Here is a 19,856-nt window from a genome sequence, read left to right as displayed (position 1 = left end):
CCTTCTGATCTGTCGCCGGGCTTACTGCCCCGAGGCCATCTTCGCCTCGTCCCAGTAGCGCGAGGCTTCGGTGATCGCGTATTGGCCGCGCTTCACCTTGGTGATCTTGCCCTGACGCAGCAGGCGGCCGAAGACGCGCATCCGCTCTTCGCGCGGCACGTCAGCCGCATCGTCCATGACGGACAGTTTGCGCATGATCTGCGGCGGCGAGAAATGCGGGCGCCCTTCCACGGCCGACGTATAGGCGGCGGCGGCTTCCAACAAATCGGAGAGGCCCTGCGTGCCGAGGCTTTCCGCGAATTCGGCGAAGCTGGTCGCCTGCTCGGGGTTCATCGGCGTGGCTTCGGATTCGTCGCCTTGGGCAGCGGCGAACTGACCTGCCGAGACACGGCGCGGACGGATCGCGGCGGCGGGCTGAGCAGCCGGCTGCTCGACCTCCTCGACATCCGAGGCTTCTTCGGCGTCGACGCGCTGTTCGGAAACCAGCACCAGCGGCGCGGGGCGCAACGGATCGGGACGGCGCGATGCCGTCTCGCCCGAGCTGACCGGGCGGCGCGGACGCACGGCCTGGGTCAGATCGGCGCGGTAGGGCTCGGACCCGTCCTCGTCCTCGACGCCCCCTTTCGCGGTGTCCTGCCCCTTGGCAAGACGATCCGCAACGGTCGCGGCGACGGCGGCCTTGAGATGCGCGATCGCGGAGAAGCGGCGGCGGGTTTCGACGACTTCAGCCTGCTTGTCGGCCTCGGCCAGAAGGCGATCCACCTCGGCTTCGCGGTCGGTCTCTTCCTCGGAGAGCGACGCGGCCTCGCGTGCGGCAACCTCGGTCGGGGCCTCCGCCTCTTCCGTGTCTTCCGCGTCGGCGGTCTCGACGGTTTCGGCCTCTGCCTCCGTCTCCTCGGCTTCGATCTCTTCTGCGACCTCTGCTTCGAATTCGGGTGCGAAGACGTCGGCGGAGATATCCTCGGCCTCATCCTCGGCCACGGTGTCGTCTTCCGACATCTCGGCTTCGGCCTCTTCGGCGATGATCGCGTTGCCCAGAACCAGCACGTTTTGCGCGTCGAGGGACGCGGCTTCCATGGTCGCCTCGGGCTCTTCCGCCTCGGGCGCGGCGGCCTCGTCTTGCGTCAGAACCAGCGGCGCGTCGACCGACTCGTCTTCCAGATCGGACAGGTCGATATCGGGCAGCGCCAGATCTTCGTAGACATCTGCCTGCGCAACCGCCTCGTCCGGGGCTTCGTCAGCCGTCTCGATTTCGGCGCCGGTGAAAAGGTTCTCCATCTGCAGCGCGGCGAGTTCGCGCATGAGATCAGCTTCGGCTTCGGGCGAGAGGCGCCCCGGCATCCGACTGTCGCGATCACTTTCGTCCTGCGCCTGCGGCTGCTCTGCCTGCGGCGCGACCGGAGCAGGGCTGGCCTCCTCCGTCGTTTCGCTCAACTCGGCAGCCAGACGTGCGGCGAGGTCGTCCTCCTCGGCCTCTGCCTCCAGCTCGGCCTCGGCTTCGACGTCTTGCTCGGCTTCGGCAGCCACTTCAGGTGCCTGTTGCGCGGCGTCGTCCTCGACCTGCTCGGCAGTCGGGATCGACTGATCCTCTGCGCTGTCTGCCGTGGCCGCGTCGTCGGTCTGCGCCGGAAGCTCTTCCGAAGCGTCCGCTGCGACCTCCGCAGTCGCGGCTTCGATCGTTTCGCGGCGGCGTACCTTGATCACACGCGCGCGCATCCGCGGCGCGGCAGGTGCGTCGGCCTCAACGGTGGTCTCAGCCGAGGTCTCCTCGGCCTGGTCCTCGGCATGTTCGACCGTTTCCTCTTCGGTCGCACCGAGCTCTTCGGCTGCGGCCTTGAGCGCTGCGATGCGCTTGGCACGCTTGGCCGAACGGCGCGCGCGGCGGCTTGCCTGACGGCGCTGCATGTGATCGTCGGTCGGGCCAAACGCGGCTTCGGCTTCGTCGACAGCGTCCTCTTCCGAGGCAACGGGTTCGGCTGCTGCGATGTCTTCGGCTGCAGTCTCATCCGCTTCGGCGACGGGCTCTTCCTCGGTGACGACGTCTTCGTCTTCGCGAGCAACTTCCGCCACTTCTTCGTTTTCTTCCGCGATCTGTTCGAGTGCGGCGTCTGCCGAATCTTCTTCTGCCACGTCCGCCTCGGGCATCTCTGCCTCGGTCTGCGTGGGTTCGGAGGCTTCGGGTTCGATTTCCTCGGCGCTCAGCGGGCCGGAGATGTCGAGGGCATAGCCGAAATCTTCCGCTTCGCTCGACGGTTCGGCCTCGAAGCGGTCCAGAAGCGCCTCAGGGGCGGAAACGGGTTCGTCTTCCTCGGCGAAGCTATCTGCCTGAACCTCGCGAGCGCGGGCCACGGCTTCGCGGATACGTTGCAGCTTGGCGGCGACGGTTTCCGGCTGCGCGAAGCCTGCTTCGGGTTCGACGGGCTGGGTTTCAATCTCGGGCTCGGGCCGCTCTGCGACCGGTTCGGGCGCGGCTGCCGGCTCGGGCGTCTCGGCGACCTCCGGCTGCGCGGGCGCTTCGGCGGCAGGCGCGGCTTCTTGCAGCGCGTCCGACGTCACCAGCGGCTCTTCCTGAGCGGGCGCGGGCGCTTCATCCGCCGCAGCCTCGCCACCCAGCAGGGTGTCTTGCTGGCGCAGAACAACGCCGTTTTCCTGAATTTTCGCTTCGACCCGGCGCTGAATTTCGCGCTCTGCGATACGGTGAAGCATTTCCGCATCAGGCTGGGGCGGCTCTGCACCGAAATACCGGTCGTCGGCAGCCAGATCGCGGAAATACTCCGCAATCGCCTTCATCGTGTTGAAAGGCTCATCAAATCCTTCCAAGGTGCACGAAAAGGTGCCGTAGGATACGGTCAGGATCTTGCTCGCACCAACCATGGACCACTCGCTTTCTATTGGACCTCAATGCGTCGACATTCCTGTCCAACTGGTTCTTTCGCGTGGACGAAAGAAGGCATTTGAAAGGTTTTTTACCGGTCTCGATTGTCTTTCTTTGCCACAATCGTCATCAATCAGCCCATGATTAGCAGTATTGTCCATTCGTCAACCGGGGTTTCGCTTCTCGGCGCCGGCGCAGTTAACCATGCGGATGTTGACGAAGCGTTGACAATCGCCCCCTGTCTCGTGGCCGCAGATGGCGGTGGAGATCGGGCCTTGGCGATGGGTCTCGAGCCCGAAGCGGTAATCGGCGATCTCGATTCCCTGTCGGATGCGGCGCGCGCCACCCTTGGCCCGCGGGTGCATCCGGTGGCCGAGCAGGACAGCACCGATTTCGCGAAATGCCTGCAACGGATCAAGGCGCCGTTCATCCTGGCGCTCGGCTTCACCGGGATGCGGCTGGATCACACGCTGGCCGCGATGACCGACCTGATCCGCACGCCGCACCGGGTCGTGATGCTGGCAGAAGAAGAGGTGATCTTCCGCTGCCCGCCGTCCCTTTCGCTGGATGTGACGGAAGGCACGCGGGTCTCTTTGTTTCCGTTCGGCGAGGTAAAGGCGCGCTCGGAAGGGCTGCAATGGCCGCTGGACGGGATCGGCTTCACGCCCGCCGAGCGGGTCGGCACGTCGAACCGGGCGACGGGGCCCGTGCGGATCATGCTGGAGGGGCCAGCCCTGATGATGCTGCCGCGCGAAGAATTGGCCGCCGCCCTGACAGGTCTGGGGATCGGCTGAGGCGCTAGCCCGCCTCGACCCGCAATGTCCCATCCAGCCACGGCGCTTCTTCCAGCGCCGGTCCGACCACGCGTTCTTGCAGCAACGCCCGCAGGCGGGCAGCCACTTTCGCGGGCCAATCGGCCATCATCCCGTCGCGCGCCGCCAGCACGATGCGTCGGGTCAGCGGCGGCCCGTCGAGCGGCGACAGCGCCAGCCCCGCGCGCGGCGCATGACGCACCGCCGAGGGCGTCAGGATCGTCCAGCCCCGCCCCGCCGCGACCAGCGCGAGGATCGCGGGATAGCTGTCGAGTTCCAGTTGATGCGGCGGCGCCTTGCCCGTTTGCGCGAGATGCGCGGCGATCTGGCGCCCCATCAACGTGCGCTGGGAATAGTGGATCAGCGGCAGCGACGGATCGCTTTTCGCAGGTGCATCGGCGGGATGAATGGCGAGGAAGGGCTCGGTCAGTAGCGGATGCAGCTCGATCCCGTCGAGCGCCGCGCCCTGCGGCTCGGCGGCGACGGCGACATCCAAGCCCCGCGCTTCGAGCTTCGACAGCAGCCGGTGGCTCGGTCCGGTTTCCAGCTCGAACCGGCAGGTGCTGAGCTCGTCGGCCATGCCCGCCAGCAGAAGTGGCGTAACCTCGGCCTCAAAATCCTCGATCATGCCCAGCCGGAAACTCGTGAGCCCCGCCGGATCGGCCTGCCCCACCCCGGCACGGCCGCGGGCCAATTCGTCCAGCATCGCCTCGGCATGAGGCAGGAACGCCCGCCCGGCGGCCGTCAAAGCGAAGGGGCGCGCGGAGCGGTCCACAAGCTCCGCACCCAAAGCTCCCTCCAGGCCCGCAAGCTGCTGGCTGACCGCCGAAGCCGAGACACCCAAACGGCGCGCGGCTGCGGTGGTCGCGCCTTCTTCCGCCGTGGCCACGAAGACCTCGACCGCCCAGAGGCTGATGCGGGGATTGGGGGCGGGCATGGGAGGCTCCGTGATCGGGGAGGCGGTAAGGCTTGAGGCGCAGACTGCCTTGCCCCGCCCCGGCGCGCAAGCCGTGCGGCATCCTGAGACATCGCGGGCCATTGACGCCGACCGCGCCGCGGATAGCCTCGCTTTCATCCATCGCCCATCCCGGAGGAGTCGCGAGATGAAAGACCAAAGCTGGCAGGCCCGCGCCGATGCGCATAGCTTCTACGGTTTCACCGATCTGCCCACGATCCATGACCGCGGCGCGGTCGTCGTGACCCATGGCGAGGGGCCGTACATCTTCGACACCGAGGGGCGGAAATATCTCGACGCGAATTCCGGGCTCTGGAACATGGTCGCGGGGTTCGACCATCCCGGGCTGATTGAGGCCGCGCAGGCGCAATATGCGCGCTTCCCCGGCTATCACGCCTTCTTCGGTCGAATGTCGGATCAGACGGTGATGCTGTCCGAGAAGCTGATCGAGGTCTCGCCCTTCGAGGACGGCAAGGTGTTCTACACCAACTCCGGCTCCGAGGCGAATGACACGATGGTCAAGATGCTGTGGTTCCTGCATGGGGCCGAGGGCAAGCCGCAGAAGCGCAAGATCCTGACCCGCAAGAACGCCTATCACGGTGTCACGGCGGTCTCGGCTTCGATGACCGGCAAGCCCTACAACTCTGTCTTCGGCCTGCCGCTGCCGGGATTTCTGCACCTCACCTGCCCGCATTACTGGCGCGAAGGGCAGCCGGGCGAGACGGAGGAGCAGTTCACCCAGCGCCTCGCGAATGAGCTGGAAGCGACGATCATCAAGGAAGGCGCGGACACGATAGCGGGCTTCTTCGCCGAGCCGGTGATGGGTGCAGGCGGGGTGATCACGCCACCCAAGGGCTATTTCCAGGCGGTCGCGAAGATCCTCAAGAAATACGACATCCCGCTGATCTCCGACGAGGTGATCTGCGGCTTCGGGCGCACCGGCAACACATGGGGCTGCGAGACCTATGACTTCCAGCCCGACGCGATCATCTCGTCGAAGAACCTCACCGCCGGCTTCTTCCCGATGGGCGCGGTGATCCTCGGCCCGGAATTGTCGGACCGCCTGCAAGCGGCCTCCGAGGCGATCGAGGAATTCCCCCATGGCTTCACCGCCTCGGGCCACCCGGTCGGCTGCGCGATTGCGCTGAAAGCCATCGACGTGGTGATGAACGAGGGACTGGCCGAAAACGTCCGCCGCCTGAGCCCGCGCCTCGAAGCGGGCCTCGCCCAGATCGCGCAGAACCCCAATATCGGCGAGCTGCGCGGCGTGGGCTACATGTGGGCGCTGGAGGCGGTAAAGGATCGGGAGAGCAAGACGCCGTTCGACGGGTCGCTCTCGGTTTCGGAACGCATCGCCAATGCCTGCACCGATCAGGGGCTGATCTGCCGACCCCTGGGGCAATCGGTGGTACTGTGTCCGCCGTTCATCCTCACCGAGCCGCAGATGGACGAGATGTTGAAAAAGCTGGAAACGGCGTTGAAGAAGGTGTTCGCGGAGGTGGGGTGACCCGCCAAACCGCGAGATCACCTGCGTTCTGTCTTAGGCACCCCGACGCATAATTCAGTCCAACTGACGAAAATTATGCTATTTTTACCTCGCCCCCTGTGGGCGAGGTAAATTGCGTTGGTCGGAGGAACGCGCATGAGCCGTCTTCTCAGAGTACTTATCTGCGCCGCCCTGATCGCCCTCGGTGCGCTCTCGCCAACCTATGCCGCCGATAGCATCGGCAATGTCGGGAAGTGGAGCGTCTTCGAAGAGAGAAACGGCACCATGAAGACCTGCTGGACAGCGACCGCGAATGATCGGCGGATTTTGCTGAATGGCTCGCTTCTCTATGTCGCGGTGACGAAGCACTCGGGCAGGCAACCGGAGCTGTCCGTCTATGCCGACCGACGACTTCCGCGCTCCGGCGGACTGACCATCGCGATCGGGCAGAGCACATTCCGCCTGCGTTCGACAGGGCAATATGCCTGGCTGGATCAACGCACCGACAAGCTTGCGATCAACGCGCTAAAACAAGTTGAGGCGGCAGGCGGGAACGCAAATTTCACCGTCTCCATTCCGAACGTGGGTGTCTTCGACTTCTCCGCAAAAGGCTTCGCCGCCGCGTTGGACATGACATTGAAGCGATGCAGATGACGGCTGAGGATGCGTTTCGATTGGGTCGTTCGGACGCGTCTCACGTGGACCGGACGGAGGAACTGAAACGGGCCGCATCTTACGATGCGGCCCGCTGTCAATTTCATGCAGCGCCTGCATTGCGCCGACGCGGGCGACGCCGCTTCGGCGAGGCGTTGCCACCGGCATCGACCTTGGGCTTGGCTTCGGCGCGAGGTTTCGAGCGCGCCTGGGCCTGAGCTTGACCTTGCGGCTGCCCCTGCCCCTGCGGTTTGCCCTGAGGCTTGCCACCGCGACCCTTGTTGCCGCCAGAGCGCGGACCGCCGCGACCGCGGCCTCGAGCTGCACGCGCCGAGGGGCGCACGGCCGCAGACGGGCGTTCGCCGCTCGCGGTCGGGATCTCGATTTTCATCAGTTTTTCGATCTGCAGGAAGTTATCGGCCTCATCCGGCGAGCAGAAGGCAATCGCCTCGCCCTCGCGACCGGCACGCGCGGTGCGCCCGATGCGGTGGACATAAGCGTCCGGCACGTCCGGCAGGTCGAAGTTCACGACATAGGACACGCCCGGAATGTCGATGCCGCGCGCGGCCACGTCGGTCGCGACCAGCACGTTGACCTTGCCATCGCGGAAGCCCTTGATCGCGCGGTCACGCTGGCCTTGGCTCTTGTTGCCATGGATCGATTCCGCGTTGTAACCGTCGGCGCGCAGGCTCTTCATCAGCTTTTCCGCGCCATGCTTGGTGCGCGCGAAGACGAGCGTCAGCGCGCCCATATCGGCGGAGAGAATATCGCGCAGCTTGCGGGCCTTCTCGGCCTTGCTATCGAGGAAGTGCACCGACTGGGTGATCTTGTCGGCAGCCTTGCCGGGGGGCGAAACCTGCACGCGCTTGGGATCGGTGAGGTAGGCCTGCGAGATTTCCTCCATCTGCTTCGGCATCGTGGCCGAGAACAGCAGGGTCTGGCGCGGCGTGCCAAGGCGCGACGCGATCTTGCGCAGCGCGTGGATGAAGCCGAGGTCGAGCATCTGGTCAGCCTCGTCGAGCACCAGATGGCGGGTGTAGCGGAGGTCAACCGCGCCACGATCCATCAGGTCGATCAGACGGCCGGGGGTGGCGACGAGAATGTCGTTGCCGCGATGCATCATGGTGATCTGGCGGTTGATCGACTGGCCTCCGACGACGGTCGCGACGTTCATCTTGGTGCCCTGAACGAGCCCCGCGAGGTTGTCGGCGATCTGGTTCACCAGCTCGCGGGTCGGCGCGAGGATCAGCGCCTTGCAGGTCTTGGGCGAGGGTTTGCCCGGCTGCGCCATCAGCTTGTCGATGAGCGGCAGGCCGAAGGCCAGCGTCTTGCCGGTGCCGGTCTGGGCGAGGCCCAGCACGTCATGGCCCGCAAGAACCAGCGGGATCGCCTTTTCCTGAATCGGGGTCGGCTGGGTGAACTTTGCGCGTGCGAGCGACTTGAGAATGGCCGGGGAGAGCCCCAGCGAAGAGAAATCGGACAATGCCTATCCTTTATGGCCGAGGCTCCCAACGCGGGGATGCGCACGGCGATCAGCCCGGACGGGATTGTCCGGAGCGCAGGTTGACGCAGACCTCGGGACAGGCGGGCTAGTCCCGCGTGGTCCGGTCTTGCGTGTCAGAACCCTGCGTGAATGGGAACTCGGGAGGTATCGCCGGTGCGCCTCTGTCGGGCGCGGCTTGCTCACGCGGCAGCGCGGCGATTGGGGGTAAATGCGCGTGATGGCGCGAAAAGTCAAGGGGGAGCGTGTTTTGCGAGTGCCTCCATTGGAGTGATGCCCGCCCGGGCGACCAGCCCGGGCCGCGCCCGACCTCCCCCCGGGAGGGCGCATCTGCGCAAGCTGCGCGCGCTCGGCCTTCGGGAGAGGTGGCACGATAAAGTGCAAACCACCTAGCGAGCATGCGCCCATCCGAGGTCGGGCGCAGCCCTCAGCACGAATGAGGCACCCTCAGCAGTTTGGCACGTTCACCGCCAGCCCGCCGAGGCTCGTTTCCTTGTAGTGCTCGTGCATGTCGCGGCCCGTCTGGCGCATCGTCTCGATCGCCGCATCCAGCGGCACGAAATGCGTGCCGTCCCCGCGCAGCGCCAGCGAGGCCGCCGACACCGCCTTGATCGCGCCAAGACCGTTGCGCTCGATACAGGGCACCTGCACCAGCCCCTTCACCGGATCGCAGGTCATCCCGAGGTGATGCTCCAGCGCGATCTCGGCCGCGTTCTCGATCTGCTCGGGCGTGCCGCCCAGCACGGCGGCCAGTCCCGCCGCCGCCATCGCCGCCGCCGATCCGACCTCTGCCTGACAGCCGCATTCCGCCCCCGAGATCGAGGCGTTGGTCTTGATCAGCCCGCCCACCGCCGCGGCGGTCAGCAGGAAATCGGGGATCTTAGCGGAGGACGCGGAAGGCACATGATCCAGCCAATAGCGGATCACCGAAGGCATCACGCCCGCCGCCCCGTTCGTGGGCGCGGTGACGACCTGCCCACCGGCCGCGTTTTCCTCATTCACCGCCATTGCATAGGCCGAGATCCAGTCATTGATCTGATGCGGCGGCGCTAGGTTCTGGCCCCAATCCGCCTTCAGGCTCTCATGGATCGCCTTGGCCCGGCGCTTCACCCGCAACCCGCCGGGCAACTCGCCTTCGCTGGTCAGCCCGCGCTCCATACAGTCGCGCATCGTGATCCAGATTTTCTCGAGACCTTCGTCGATCTCCTTCGGGCCGCGGAAACGCGCCTCGTTGCGCCGCTTCATCTGCGCGATGCTCTGCCCCGAGGCATGGGCCATCGCCAGCATCTCCTCGGCGGTCTTGAAGGGGAACGGCACCGGGCTCGGCGCGTCGCGGGCGGCATCGTCGACCGCGGCCAATTCGGCCTCGGTGCGCACGAAGCCGCCACCGATCGAGTAATAGACCTCGTGCATCAACACGTCGCCCTGCGCGTCGCGCGCCTCGATCACCATGCCATTCGCATGGCCGGGCAGCGACGTGTCGTAATCGAAGATCAGATCGGCCTCGGGGTCGAAGGCCAAGGGCGGCAATCCGTCAGGCTTCAATAGGTGGTCGCGGGCATTCGCGGCCAGCAATTTCTCGGCCAGATCATTGTCGTAGCTCTCGGGCACCACGCCCGCGAGCCCGAGGATCGCGGCGCGGTCCGTCGCATGGCCCTTGCCGGTGAAGGCAAGCGAGCCGTGCAGGCGCACCCGCACCCCATGCGCGGTGAAGGGCGAGGCCCGGAGCGCGTCGAGAAACCGCGCGCCGGCCACCATCGGCCCCATCGTGTGCGACGAGGACGGCCCGACGCCGATCTTGAAGATATCGAAGACGCTCAGAAACATGCGGCCTCCCTGCCCTGATTTTGGCCCAGACTGCCGTGTTCGCCCCCGGACCAACAGCCCCAAAACGACCCCGCCACGCGCAAAAGCAACATCGTTGACGCGATATTCAGGATTATCGAGCAGCCTGAGCGGCGAAAGGCTGTGGTGGGCACGATGCCGATTTTCGGTGCATGGCAATTTTCGGACCTGATCGTCTCGGGCCCGGACCCGTTCGGGTCGAACGCTTTGGCGAATGCCGATGCGGTGGGTGCGACCAGCTTCACGATCGAGGCTGACGCTGCGGTGCAGATGATCGATCTGACCGATGACGACGCCAATCTCGAGGATGCCGACGGCTCGCAGGAACTCACCGTCCCGATGACATTCGACGGAATCGCCTGGGGCGCAGGTGCGGCGGGCGATGTCGAAATCGAATACAGCTATGTCATCCGTCCGGCGGGCTCCTCCGATCCGGCGGACAATATCACGATCTTCGTGCTCGAATTCGAGGGCGACGTTCATGGCATCGCGTCATCTCAGCGCCTTTTCGCGGGCCAAACCTACGACATCGTCGCAATCGACAGCAACGATCCGATCATTCCTTATAGCGATCTCGCTGTCTGCTTCGCCCGCGGCACCCGGATCGCGACGAAACTCGGCCCAGTCGCAGTCGAAGACCTGCGCCCGGGCATGAGAGTGCAAACCGCCGATAACGGCTATCGCGAACTGATCTGGACGGGCCGCTGGCGGATGACGGGGCGCGACGAGAACGCGCCGATCCGCATTGCGAAAGGCGTGCTTGGCAATGACCGCGCTTTTGAGGTCTCGGCCCAGCACCGGCTGCTGGTTCGCAGCCGCGCGGGAATCCTTGGCGGGCGGGAGCTTCTGATCCCGGCCAAGGGGTTGCTCGATCTGCCGGGGATCGCACGGGCGCCGCGTCCGCGCATCGAATGGCTGCATCTGCTGTTCGAGGCGCATGAGATCGTCTTCGCAGACGGGGCGGCAGTGGAAAGCCTTCTGCCTGGCCCGATGGCGCTGCGCGGGGTCGACCCGCAAGCCGCCGCGCGGCTGCGCGGGTTGATGGCGGAGAACCCGCTCCTCACCCAGCCCGCGCGCCCGATCCTGCCGCCGGGACAGGCGCGACGCCACGCCAAGCAGGCAGGCGGGATGCGACAATTCCTCCTGCGCTGAAGACAGGCCGACAAAGCCCTCGCCTGAGCGCCCCTGATTGCCTATAAGCGTCGGCAACTCAGACTGCCCATGAATGGAGTGCCAAATGGCTGCCGACCTCTCCCCGATCGACAAGGCGAAATTCGCCGCCGCCCGCCGTGCCGTTGACCTCGTTGAAGACGGGATGCGTGTGGGCCTCGGCACCGGCTCGACCGCCGCATGGATGGTGCGCTGCCTTGGCGAGCGTATCCGCGACGAAGGGCTGCAGCTGATCGGGGTGCCCACCTCGACACGCACCGCCGATCTCGCCCGTCAGGTCGGCATCAAGGTCGTGGCGCTCGACGAAGCGAAATGGCTCGATATCACGATCGACGGGGCAGACGAATTCGACCCCGACCTGAACCTGGTGAAGGGTGGCGGCGGCGCGCTGCTGCAAGAAAAGATCGTGGCCACCGCGTCCGATCAGATGATCGTCATCACCGATGCCTCCAAGGAAGTGAACCATCTGGGCGCCTTCCCGCTGCCCGTCGAAGTCGTGCCCTTCGGCTGGCAGGTCACCCGCGCGCTGATCGAGGAACTGCTGGATTCGATGGACGTGATGGGCCGCCAGACCTCGCTGCGCCTGAACGGCCAGCAGCCCTTCGTTACCGATGAAGGCAATTACATCGTCGATCTGCATCTCAACCGCATCGGCAACCCGCGTCAGCTGGCGCTGGTGCTGAACCAGATTCCCGGCGTGGTCGAGAATGGCCTGTTCATCGACATCTGCGACAAGGTCATCATCGGCGGCACCGACGGCAAGGTCGAGATCCGCGACATCAATGAGGGCACGGTGGCCAACGAGACCATCGAGTTCGCCGAGGACGAGAATATCTTCCGCGATATGGACTGATCTTGGCGCCGGACGCGCGCCTCCGGGATACAACACTGTGACGCATCCCCGCCTTGCGCGCGTCTTTCCGTCCCCGCCTTGCTCCTGAGCGCATGGACCGCTAAGCCAAGACCCAAGGAATATCAGGAAGGAAGGCGCCCCCATGAGCTTCGACTACGACCTTTTCGTCATCGGCGGCGGTTCTGGCGGGGTGCGGGCGGCCCGGATTTCGGCCGGGCATGGCGCGCGCGTCGCACTGGCCGAGGAATACCGGATGGGCGGCACCTGCGTGATCCGCGGCTGCGTCCCGAAGAAACTGATGGTCTTCGCCTCCACCGCGCCGGCGGCCATCGAAGAGGCGCGCGCCTATGGCTGGAGCGCGGATGCGGGTCAGTTCGACTGGCCGGGTTTCCGCGGCAAGCTGGATGCGGAGCTTGACCGGCTCGAAGCGATCTATCGCAAGGGGCAGGAAAACGCGGGCGTGAAGGTCTTCGACCAGCGCGCCACTGTGTCTGGCCCGCATGAGGTCACGCTGGCCGATGGCACGAAGATCACCACCAAGCATATCCTCGTCGCGGTCGGAGGACGGCCCTTCGTGCCCGAATTCCCGGGCTGCGATCTGGTGATGACCTCGAACGACATCTTCAAGCTCGACATCCTGCCCCAGCGCATCCTGATCGTCGGCGGCGGCTACATTGCCTGCGAATTCGCCTGCATCCTCAACGGTCTGGGCGTGCAGGTCACGCAATACAACCGCTCCCCCCTGCTGCGCGGCTTCGATGGCGAAGCGCGCGATCTGATCGTGGATCAGATGCAGGCGAACGGGGTCGACATTCATACCCATGTCGTGATCACCGAGATCGAAAAGACCGAGAACTGCCTGAAAGTCACCTGCGGCGACGGGCGCGAGGACGAATTCGACGCAGTGCTCTACGCGACCGGCCGCACACCGAATACCGAAGGGCTCGGCCTCGAGACCGCGGGCGTGGAACTGGGCGAGCGCGGCGAGGTCATGGTGGATGAATGGTCGCAGACCAACGTGCCCTCGATCTTCGCGGTGGGCGATGTCACGGACCGCATCAACCTGACCCCGGTCGCGATCCGCGAGGGCCACGCTTTCGCCGACACCGTCTTCGGCGCCAATGCCCGCCCCTCCGATCACGAGCTGGTGGCCTCGGCCGTCTTCACCCAACCCGAATTCGGCACCGTCGGCATCACCGAGGAAGAGGCAGAGGAGCGCGGCAATGCAGAGGTCTACGTCTCCAGCTTCCGACCGATGCGCTCGAGCTTTGCAGGCTCTGACGCGCGGGTGCTGATGAAATTGATCGTTTGCCGCGAGACGCGCTGCGTACTGGGATGCCATATCGTGGCCCCCGAAGCGGGCGAATTGATCCAAATGGTCGGTATCGCCGTCAAAATGGGGGCAACCAAGGAACAGTTCGACGCGACTTGCGCGGTCCACCCGACCATGGGCGAAGAGCTCGTGACCATGCGGAACCCTGTAAGACATTATTGAAATCACGGAAAAGATACCCAACTGTCCGACAAGATAACGGAAAGGTGAGGAGCATATGAGCAACGGAGGCCCCTGGGGCGGCGGAGGCGGTGGCGGCGATGACCGCGACGACGACCGCGAAGACAAGCGTCCCGGTCAGCGACGTCCCGGCGAGGGCGGACAGATCCCGGAAATAGAGGAATTCATGCGCAAGGGCTCCGAGCAGCTCAAGGTGCTGATGGGCGGCAAGGGGGGCGGCAATCGTCCCAACCGTCCCAATGGCGGCGGAGGCGGCGGCAAGAGCCCCTTCCCGGCCAAGACCGCGGTCGTCATCGGCCTTGTGGCCCTGGTTGCGATCTGGCTCGGCTCCTCGCTCTACAAGGTGAACCCGGAAGAACGCTCGGTGGAACTGATGTTCGGGCGCTACTACGCGACCAAAGGCCCCGGCCTGAACCTCGCACCGTGGCCCTTCATCACCTATTCCAAGGTTCCGGTGACGCGCGAACAGACCGTCGATATCGGCTCGGGCCGCGCAGGCACGAACGATACCGGCCTGATGCTGACGGGCGACCAGAATATCGTCGATCTCGAATTCCAGGTGGTCTGGAACATCAGCGATCCGGCGAAATACCTGTTCAACCTCGGCGATCCGCAGGACACGATCCGCGCGGTGTCGGAATCCGCGATGCGTGACATCATCGCGCGCTCGAACCTCGCACCGATCCTGTCGACCGCACGTGGCGAAATCGCGGGCGATCTGCGCTCGGCGGTGCAGAACACGCTCGACAGCTATGATGCAGGCATCAACATCGTCCGTGTGAACTTCAACCGTGCCGACCCGCCGCGCGAGGTGATCGACAGCTTCCGCGAGGTGCAAGCCGCCCAGCAGGAGCGTGACCGTCTCGAGAAGGAAGCCGACGCCTATGCCAACAAGGTGACGGCAGGTGCTCGCGGTGAGGCCGCTCAGGTCAAGGAAGAGGCCGAAGGCTACCGCGCGCAGATCGTGAACGCAGCCGAAGGTGACGCCGCGCGCTTCAACTCGATCCTCACGGAATACGAGAAAGCGCCCGAAGTGACCAAGCGCCGGATGTTCTACGAAACCATGGGCAAGCTGCTGCAGAACGTCGACAAGGTCGTCGTGGATACCAAAGACGGTGCTGGCGGGGTCGTGCCCTATCTGCCGCTGGATCAGCTGCGCAAGAACTCCAGCTCGTCGTCCAGCACAACCAACTCGACCGCTAACACGGGAGGAAGCAACTGATGCGCGGACCTATCGCAATTGCCGTTCTCGTTGTTCTCATCTTCCTCGGACTGAATTCGGTCTTCGTGGTGGACGAGCGTGAAAAGGCCCTCGTGCTGCGCTTCGGTGAGGTGCAGCAGGTGAAGACCGAGCCCGGTCTCGGGTTCAAGATTCCGGTCGTGGACACCATCGTGAAATATGATGACCGCATCCTGAGCCTGACCACGCAGCCGCTCGAAGTCACGCCCGAGGACGATCGTCGTCTCGTGGTCGACGCCTTCGCCCGCTGGCGCATCGTCGACGCGGTGAAATTCCGCGAAGCCGTTGGCGCGGGCGGTGAGACGACCGCAAAGAGCCGGATCGACGGCATCCTGAACAACGCGATCCGCGAAGTTCTGGGCTCGGTCCCCTCGACGGCTGTGCTGTCGGATGACCGGACGCCGCTGATGAACCGCATCCGTGATCTGGCACGGCGCGAGGCGCTGTCACTGGGCGTGGACGTGATCGACGTGCGTCTGACGCGCACCGATCTGCCCGAGCAGAACCTCGCCTCCACCTATGGCCGGATGCGGGCAGAGCGTGAACGCGAGGCCGCCGACGAGCGCGCCCGCGGCGCAGAAGCTGCACAGCGCATCCGCGCAACCGCCGACCGTACCGCGGTCGAGGTCACGTCCGAGGCCAAGAAACAGGCCGAGATCGTGCGCGGTGAAGCCGATGCGCAGGCCAACAAGGTCTATGCGGATGCTTACGGCAAGGATCGCCAGTTCTTCGCTTTCGTGCGCGCGCTGCAATTCTACGCGCAGTCGATGAAGACGCAGACCTCGTCGCTGGTGACGCAGCCCGACAGCCTCTACTTCGATTACGGGCGCTTCCTGCGCTCGATCGGGGAGAACCCGGGGCCGGAAACCGGTGCAGGCCGGGGCAGTGCATCCGCGAGCCAGGTCGGCCAGTGATGGCGATGCTCTTGACCGGTCTCGGACTGGTCCTTGTGATCGAGGGGCTGGCGCTTGCGCTGGCCCCTTCGCGTATCGAGGAGGCGCTGGACATGCTGCGCGCCATGTCGGCGGGCCAACGTCGCGCCCTTGGCCTTGCGGCTCTGGCGACGGGTGTGGCGATCCTCTGGGCGCTGCGGCAGTTCGGATAGCGGCCCTTTCTCTCGTGCCTTGAGCGCAAGAGAGCGCCCTTGTCCGCCCCCTGCGACGCAATTTCCTGTCGTGAATTTTGGCGAATAACTTCCCTTCGCCCCTCCCTGCTCCTACATTTCAAATCAAAGAGAGCATCGCGCCGGTCCTCCGCACCGGCGAAGCAAGGGAGAGCCATATGACAATCCTCACCGGACCCGGATCCATGCTGCGCGCCGGATTGAGCGCCGCCACGCTTGCCGTGGCGCTCGCCTGCGCCCCTCTGGCCGGGCCCGCCTATGCCCGCGCCGCCCCGGAAAGCTTTGCCGAACTCGTCGATCAGGTGTCCAATTCGGTGGTGAATATCACCACCTCGACCACGGTGGCCGCGCCGACCGGCGAAATGCCGAACTTCCCGCCCGGCTCACCCTTCGAGGATCTGTTCCGCGATTTCGGCCTGCCGAACCCGAACGCCCCCAATGGCCCGAACGGGCGGGGCGCGCCGCGTCGCTCGAACGCGCTCGGCTCCGGCTTCGTGATCTCGGAAGACGGCTATATCGTCACCAACAATCACGTCATCGAAGATGCCGACGAGATCGAGATCGAATTCTTCTCGGGCAAGCGTCTCGACGCGAAACTGGTGGGCACCGATCCGAAAACCGACATCGCGCTCTTGAAAGTCGAGAGCGATTCCCCCCTGCCCTTCGTCGCCTTCGGCGACAGCGACGCCGTGCGCGTCGGCGACTGGGTGATGGCGATGGGCAACCCGCTGGGTCAGGGCTTCTCCGCCTCGGCCGGGATCATCTCGGCGCGCAACCGCGAGCTGTCCGGCAGCTATGACGACTACCTGCAGACCGATGCCGCGATCAACCGCGGCAACTCGGGCGGTCCGCTCTTCGACATGGAAGGCGAGGTCGTCGGCGTGAACACCGCGATCCTGTCGCCCAATGGCGGCTCGATCGGGATCGGCTTCTCGATGGCCTCGAACGTGGTCGCGAAAGTGGTCGATCAGCTCAAGGAATACGGCGAGACGCGGCGCGGCTGGCTGGGTGTGAAAATCCAGGACGTCACCGCCGACATGGCCGAAGCGATGGGGCTCGAGGCCCCCGAAGGCGCGCTTGTATCTGAGGTGCCCGATGGCCCCGCCAAGGAAGCCGGGATCGAGGCGGGCGACGTGATCACCTCCTTCGATGGCGGCGAGGTCAAGAGCACCCGCGATCTGGTGCGTCGCGTGGCCGATGCGCCGGTGGGCGAGAAGGTCCGCGTGACCGTGATGCGCGATGGCGAGGCCAAGACGCTTCTGGTGACGCTGGGCCGTCGCGAAGCCGCCGAGGGCGAACAGCCCCCGAAAGCCGTGCAGGCCCCGCAGGAAGTCGAGAAGGACATGCTCGGCCTGACCGTGACGCCGCTGACGGATGAGTTGCGCACCGAGATGGGCCTGACGAAAGAGGCGAACGGCCTTGTCATCAAGCAGATCGACGAGACCTCCTCGGCCTATGAAAAAGGGCTGCGCGTCGGCGATTTGATCACCGAAGTCGGGCAGAAGCCGGTCTCCGCGGTCGATGACTTCGAAGAGCGCGTGCAGGCGGCGAAGGATGCGGGGCGCAAGTCGATCCTGCTGTTGATCCGCCGCGCTGGCGAGCCGCGTTTCGTGGCCCTCCCCGTGGAGTGATCCGCACCGTTCAAAACGATAGAAAAGGCGCCCCACGGGGCGCCTTTTGCAGTAAATGGTGCGCGTGAGAACCTTGAAGGCTCGAAGCGCAATGGCCGCTTCGAGCCTACTGCGGACATTGCTTCCTGTTGCGAAGGTTGGAGCGACATCAATCTTCGCCTAACTTGGCTGAGTGGGCCGGAATACCGCGAGGGCATCAGTGCTTCAGTCCTACGACATCGCTTCTCTGCTGCGCGAAAACCGGCAGCGATGGGAGATTCTTGAGTTGGTTGAATCACTCAATCTGCGTCAGGGAAGCATCGGTGCGGGCTTTGTCCGAAACTTCGTGTGGGACGCCCTTCACGGTCGGGCTTCGGATTGCAGAGATGAGGACACAGACGTTCTCTACTTCGACGATAAGAACCTCGATCCAGCGTCGGACGAAGCTTTTGAGAATTGGCTTCGGCAAGCAGCGCCGGAGTACCAATGGTCCGTGAAAAACCAGGCGAGAATGCACCTGCGAAACGGAGATTCACCATATTGTTCAGTGGCAGATGCAATGCGCTACTGGCCAGAAACGGCCACGGCAGTCGCGGCCCAAAGGTCGGGCTCAGATTGCCGGATCCTTGCACCCTTCACGCTCAACGACCTCTGTTCGATGATTTTGCGCCCAGCATCGAGCTTGCCACATAAGCGCGAAGCCTTCCGGACCAGAGTACAGAGCAAAGGCTGGCTGGAACGATGGCCACTGGTGCGGGTAGTAGAGATGTCCGCCTAGCCGACATCCGCCGCAGACAGCTCCCGAAGTTCTTGTCGGGAGCTGCTGATCGACATGCGTTGCGCCTACAAGGCGTCCGGCCCCACGCTGCACCAGTTACTGCAAAGGGCAGCCCCCCGGGGCGCCTGTTTCATTGCGCCGCTTCGCGCGCCCGCACCCGGCGCGAGGCGATCGTCAGGCTCCCGGCGGCGATCACGCACCAGACCGCCATGCCCAGCATCTGGGTCGGCAGCTCCACCCCCATATCGATCAGCACGCCCGTGATCCCCGGCCCCACGGCGGTCGAGAGCACCATCGAGGCCACGATGATCGCGCGGATGCCGCCGAGGTTTTTCACCCCGTAGACCTCGGGCCAGAGCGCGCCCATCAGCGTGCCGGAAAACCCGTTCGACATGCCAAGCAGCGCCATGAAGGCATAGACGCCCCAGACCGGCGTGACCAAGGCGACCGTCAGCGAGGCAAGCGTCAGCGGTGCCAGCACGAAGGGCAGCAGGCGCAGCGCCCCGAACCGGTCGATCAGCCCGCCGCAGACGAAGCCGAAGCCCACGGTCGCGAGGGACATCACCGGGAAGGCCGCCGCGAAGGCAAGCGGGGAGTAGCCGCGCAGCTCAGTCAGGTAGCCTTGGTGGAAGAAGATCACCGTGCCGATGAAGGGCGGCGCGAGCAGCCCCGCCAGCAGCATATAGAGGACCGGATCACGGATCACCTCCGCACGGGTCCAGTCGCGCGCGGTGCCAGAGGCGCTCGATTGCACCTCGGTCGCGTTGGGCACCCGCTCGACCTGCATCAGCCGCATCAGGAGCGGCCAGGCGATCAAGACCAGCACCCCGGCCGAGAGCCACCACGCGAGATGCCAATTGCCGCTCGCCTGCGCGATCAGCACCACCAGAACCGGCAGCACCGCAGAGCCGAAAGGCTGGCCCGGCACGATCAGCGACATCGCCTTGCCGCGGCTCGCGACGAACCAGCGGCCGATCTCGGTAAAGGCGATCTCGGTCATCATGCCCTGCCCGAAGAGCCGCAGCATGTAGATCGCGAGCGTCAGGAAGATCAGGTTCGGCGCGAGCGTGATCCCGATGCAGGCCAGCGCCAGCAGTGGGATGGTAAAACGCACGACCTTCCAGCCGGGCATCAGGTCGAGCGTGCGCCCGAGGAAGGGCAACGTCGAGGCCGAGGCCAGCGTCGCCACCATGTAGAGCGCCCCGAAGGTGCCGCCCGACAGGCCGAAAGTCGCCCGGATGTCATTGCCCGACAGGCCGATGAAGAAGGTCTGCCCGAAGGAGGAGAACAGCGTCAGCAGAAACCCCGCGCCGAGCCAGCGGGCATTGTCGCGCATGAAGCGCAGGTTGCTGCCGAAAAGCTTTTGCATGATGCCCCCTGATCCCTTGGTCCCCGGTTAGAGACCGTTCCCCCCGTGGGCACAACCCCGCCGCCTGCGCAA

General features: G+C 65.1%; 16 protein-coding genes. 11 read left to right on the top strand and 5 right to left on the bottom strand.

The features are described from left to right. Positions 1–21 precede the first annotated feature (21 nt). Positions 22–2,874, bottom strand: coding sequence for a hypothetical protein (locus AKL02_RS06080; protein ID WP_083079127.1), 2,853 nt, complete (start codon positions 2,872–2,874; stop codon positions 22–24). A 141-nt stretch (positions 2,875–3,015) separates the two neighbouring features. On the opposite strand from AKL02_RS06080, the gene AKL02_RS06075 reads away from it, so the two are divergent. Continuing rightward, positions 3,016–3,669, top strand: a complete 654-nt coding sequence (locus AKL02_RS06075; protein WP_083079239.1) for a thiamine diphosphokinase — start codon at positions 3,016–3,018, stop codon at positions 3,667–3,669. A gap of 4 nt (positions 3,670–3,673) precedes the next feature. On the opposite strand, the gene AKL02_RS06070 is transcribed toward AKL02_RS06075, so the two are convergent. Continuing rightward, positions 3,674–4,624 carry a LysR family transcriptional regulator gene (locus AKL02_RS06070; RefSeq protein WP_083079128.1) on the bottom strand — a complete coding sequence of 317 codons (951 nt, stop codon included), beginning with the start codon at positions 4,622–4,624 and terminating at the stop codon, positions 3,674–3,676. 166 nt (positions 4,625–4,790) lie between these two features. On the opposite strand from AKL02_RS06070, the gene AKL02_RS06065 reads away from it, so the two are divergent. Next, positions 4,791–6,149 carry an aminotransferase gene (locus AKL02_RS06065; protein WP_083079129.1) on the top strand — a complete coding sequence of 453 codons (1,359 nt, stop codon included), beginning with the start codon at positions 4,791–4,793 and terminating at the stop codon, positions 6,147–6,149. A 135-nt stretch (positions 6,150–6,284) separates the two neighbouring features. Further along, complete coding sequence (locus AKL02_RS06060; protein WP_083079130.1) at positions 6,285–6,782, top strand: hypothetical protein; 498 nt, start codon at positions 6,285–6,287, stop codon at positions 6,780–6,782. Positions 6,783–6,885: 103 nt separating this feature from the next. On the opposite strand, the gene AKL02_RS06055 is transcribed toward AKL02_RS06060, so the two are convergent. Beyond that, entirely contained in the window at positions 6,886–8,265 is a 1,380-nt protein-coding gene (locus AKL02_RS06055; protein ID WP_078539702.1) for a DEAD/DEAH box helicase, read from the bottom strand. A 465-nt stretch (positions 8,266–8,730) separates the two neighbouring features. Continuing rightward, positions 8,731–10,110: an L-serine ammonia-lyase gene (locus AKL02_RS06050; RefSeq protein WP_083079131.1), complete on the bottom strand. Its 1,380-nt coding sequence runs from the start codon at positions 10,108–10,110 to the stop codon at positions 8,731–8,733. 153 nt (positions 10,111–10,263) lie between these two features. Between AKL02_RS06050 and AKL02_RS06045 the strand changes: the two genes are divergently transcribed. From AKL02_RS06045 to AKL02_RS06010, 8 genes are all read left to right on the top strand, one after another. After that, positions 10,264–11,280 carry a Hint domain-containing protein gene (locus tag AKL02_RS06045; protein ID WP_133051992.1) on the top strand — a complete coding sequence of 339 codons (1,017 nt, stop codon included), beginning with the start codon at positions 10,264–10,266 and terminating at the stop codon, positions 11,278–11,280. 85 nt (positions 11,281–11,365) lie between these two features. After that, positions 11,366–12,151 (top strand): ribose-5-phosphate isomerase RpiA, encoded by a 786-nt coding sequence (rpiA, locus tag AKL02_RS06040; RefSeq protein ID WP_083079133.1) that lies wholly within the window; start codon positions 11,366–11,368, stop codon positions 12,149–12,151. Positions 12,152–12,293: 142 nt separating this feature from the next. Further along, positions 12,294–13,646, top strand: a complete 1,353-nt coding sequence (gor, locus tag AKL02_RS06035) for a glutathione-disulfide reductase (protein WP_083079134.1) — start codon at positions 12,294–12,296, stop codon at positions 13,644–13,646. 55 nt (positions 13,647–13,701) lie between these two features. Beyond that, positions 13,702–14,886, top strand: coding sequence for an FtsH protease activity modulator HflK (gene hflK / locus AKL02_RS06030; RefSeq protein ID WP_083079135.1), 1,185 nt, complete (start codon positions 13,702–13,704; stop codon positions 14,884–14,886). Beyond that, positions 14,883–15,818, top strand: a complete 936-nt coding sequence (gene hflC, locus AKL02_RS06025) for a protease modulator HflC (RefSeq protein ID WP_166741438.1) — start codon at positions 14,883–14,885, stop codon at positions 15,816–15,818. Before hflK ends, hflC begins: the two co-directional genes overlap by 4 nt. Continuing rightward, the gene (locus tag AKL02_RS06020) at positions 15,818–16,009 is read left to right on the top strand and encodes a DUF2065 family protein (RefSeq protein WP_083079137.1); all 192 of its coding nucleotides are present in this window, start codon (positions 15,818–15,820) and stop codon (positions 16,007–16,009) included. The genes hflC and AKL02_RS06020 overlap by 1 nt, the downstream gene beginning before the upstream one ends. 176 nt (positions 16,010–16,185) lie before the next feature. Next, on the top strand, positions 16,186–17,658 hold the full coding sequence (locus AKL02_RS06015; RefSeq protein ID WP_083079138.1) for a DegQ family serine endoprotease: 1,473 nt from the start codon (positions 16,186–16,188) through the stop codon (positions 17,656–17,658). Positions 17,659–17,857: 199 nt separating this feature from the next. Beyond that, positions 17,858–18,415, top strand: coding sequence for a nucleotidyltransferase family protein (locus AKL02_RS06010; protein ID WP_083079139.1), 558 nt, complete (start codon positions 17,858–17,860; stop codon positions 18,413–18,415). 130 nt (positions 18,416–18,545) lie between these two features. Here the strand turns inward: AKL02_RS06010 and AKL02_RS06005 are convergent, their stop codons facing one another. Then, positions 18,546–19,784 (bottom strand): MFS transporter, encoded by a 1,239-nt coding sequence (locus tag AKL02_RS06005; protein ID WP_083079140.1) that lies wholly within the window; start codon positions 19,782–19,784, stop codon positions 18,546–18,548. Between the last annotated feature and the right edge of the window lie 72 nt (positions 19,785–19,856).

Origin of the sequence: Thioclava electrotropha (assembly GCF_002085925.2) — a bacterium.
GTDB classification, from domain to species: Bacteria; Pseudomonadota; Alphaproteobacteria; order Rhodobacterales; family Rhodobacteraceae; genus Thioclava; species Thioclava electrotropha.
This window is presented reverse-complemented; position numbering and strand designations above follow the sequence as displayed.

Bases quoted from the DNA above. Each gene is read 5' to 3' on its own strand.
- AKL02_RS06080 (WP_083079127.1), bottom strand. From the start codon at position 2,874: ATGGTTGGTGCGAGCAAGATCCTGACCGTATCCTACGGCACCTTTTCG.
- AKL02_RS06075 (WP_083079239.1), top strand. From the start codon at position 3,016: ATGATTAGCAGTATTGTCCATTCGTCAACCGGGGTTTCGCTTCTCGGC.
- AKL02_RS06070 (WP_083079128.1), bottom strand. From the start codon at position 4,624: ATGCCCGCCCCCAATCCCCGCATCAGCCTCTGGGCGGTCGAGGTCTTC.
- AKL02_RS06065 (WP_083079129.1), top strand. From the start codon at position 4,791: ATGAAAGACCAAAGCTGGCAGGCCCGCGCCGATGCGCATAGCTTCTAC.
- AKL02_RS06060 (WP_083079130.1), top strand. From the start codon at position 6,285: ATGAGCCGTCTTCTCAGAGTACTTATCTGCGCCGCCCTGATCGCCCTC.
- AKL02_RS06050 (WP_083079131.1), bottom strand. From the start codon at position 10,110: ATGTTTCTGAGCGTCTTCGATATCTTCAAGATCGGCGTCGGGCCGTCC.
- AKL02_RS06045 (WP_133051992.1), top strand. From the start codon at position 10,264: ATGCCGATTTTCGGTGCATGGCAATTTTCGGACCTGATCGTCTCGGGC.
- rpiA (WP_083079133.1), top strand. From the start codon at position 11,366: ATGGCTGCCGACCTCTCCCCGATCGACAAGGCGAAATTCGCCGCCGCC.
- gor (WP_083079134.1), top strand. From the start codon at position 12,294: ATGAGCTTCGACTACGACCTTTTCGTCATCGGCGGCGGTTCTGGCGGG.
- hflK (WP_083079135.1), top strand. From the start codon at position 13,702: ATGAGCAACGGAGGCCCCTGGGGCGGCGGAGGCGGTGGCGGCGATGAC.
- AKL02_RS06020 (WP_083079137.1), top strand. From the start codon at position 15,818: ATGGCGATGCTCTTGACCGGTCTCGGACTGGTCCTTGTGATCGAGGGG.
- AKL02_RS06015 (WP_083079138.1), top strand. From the start codon at position 16,186: ATGACAATCCTCACCGGACCCGGATCCATGCTGCGCGCCGGATTGAGC.
- AKL02_RS06005 (WP_083079140.1), bottom strand. From the start codon at position 19,784: ATGCAAAAGCTTTTCGGCAGCAACCTGCGCTTCATGCGCGACAATGCC.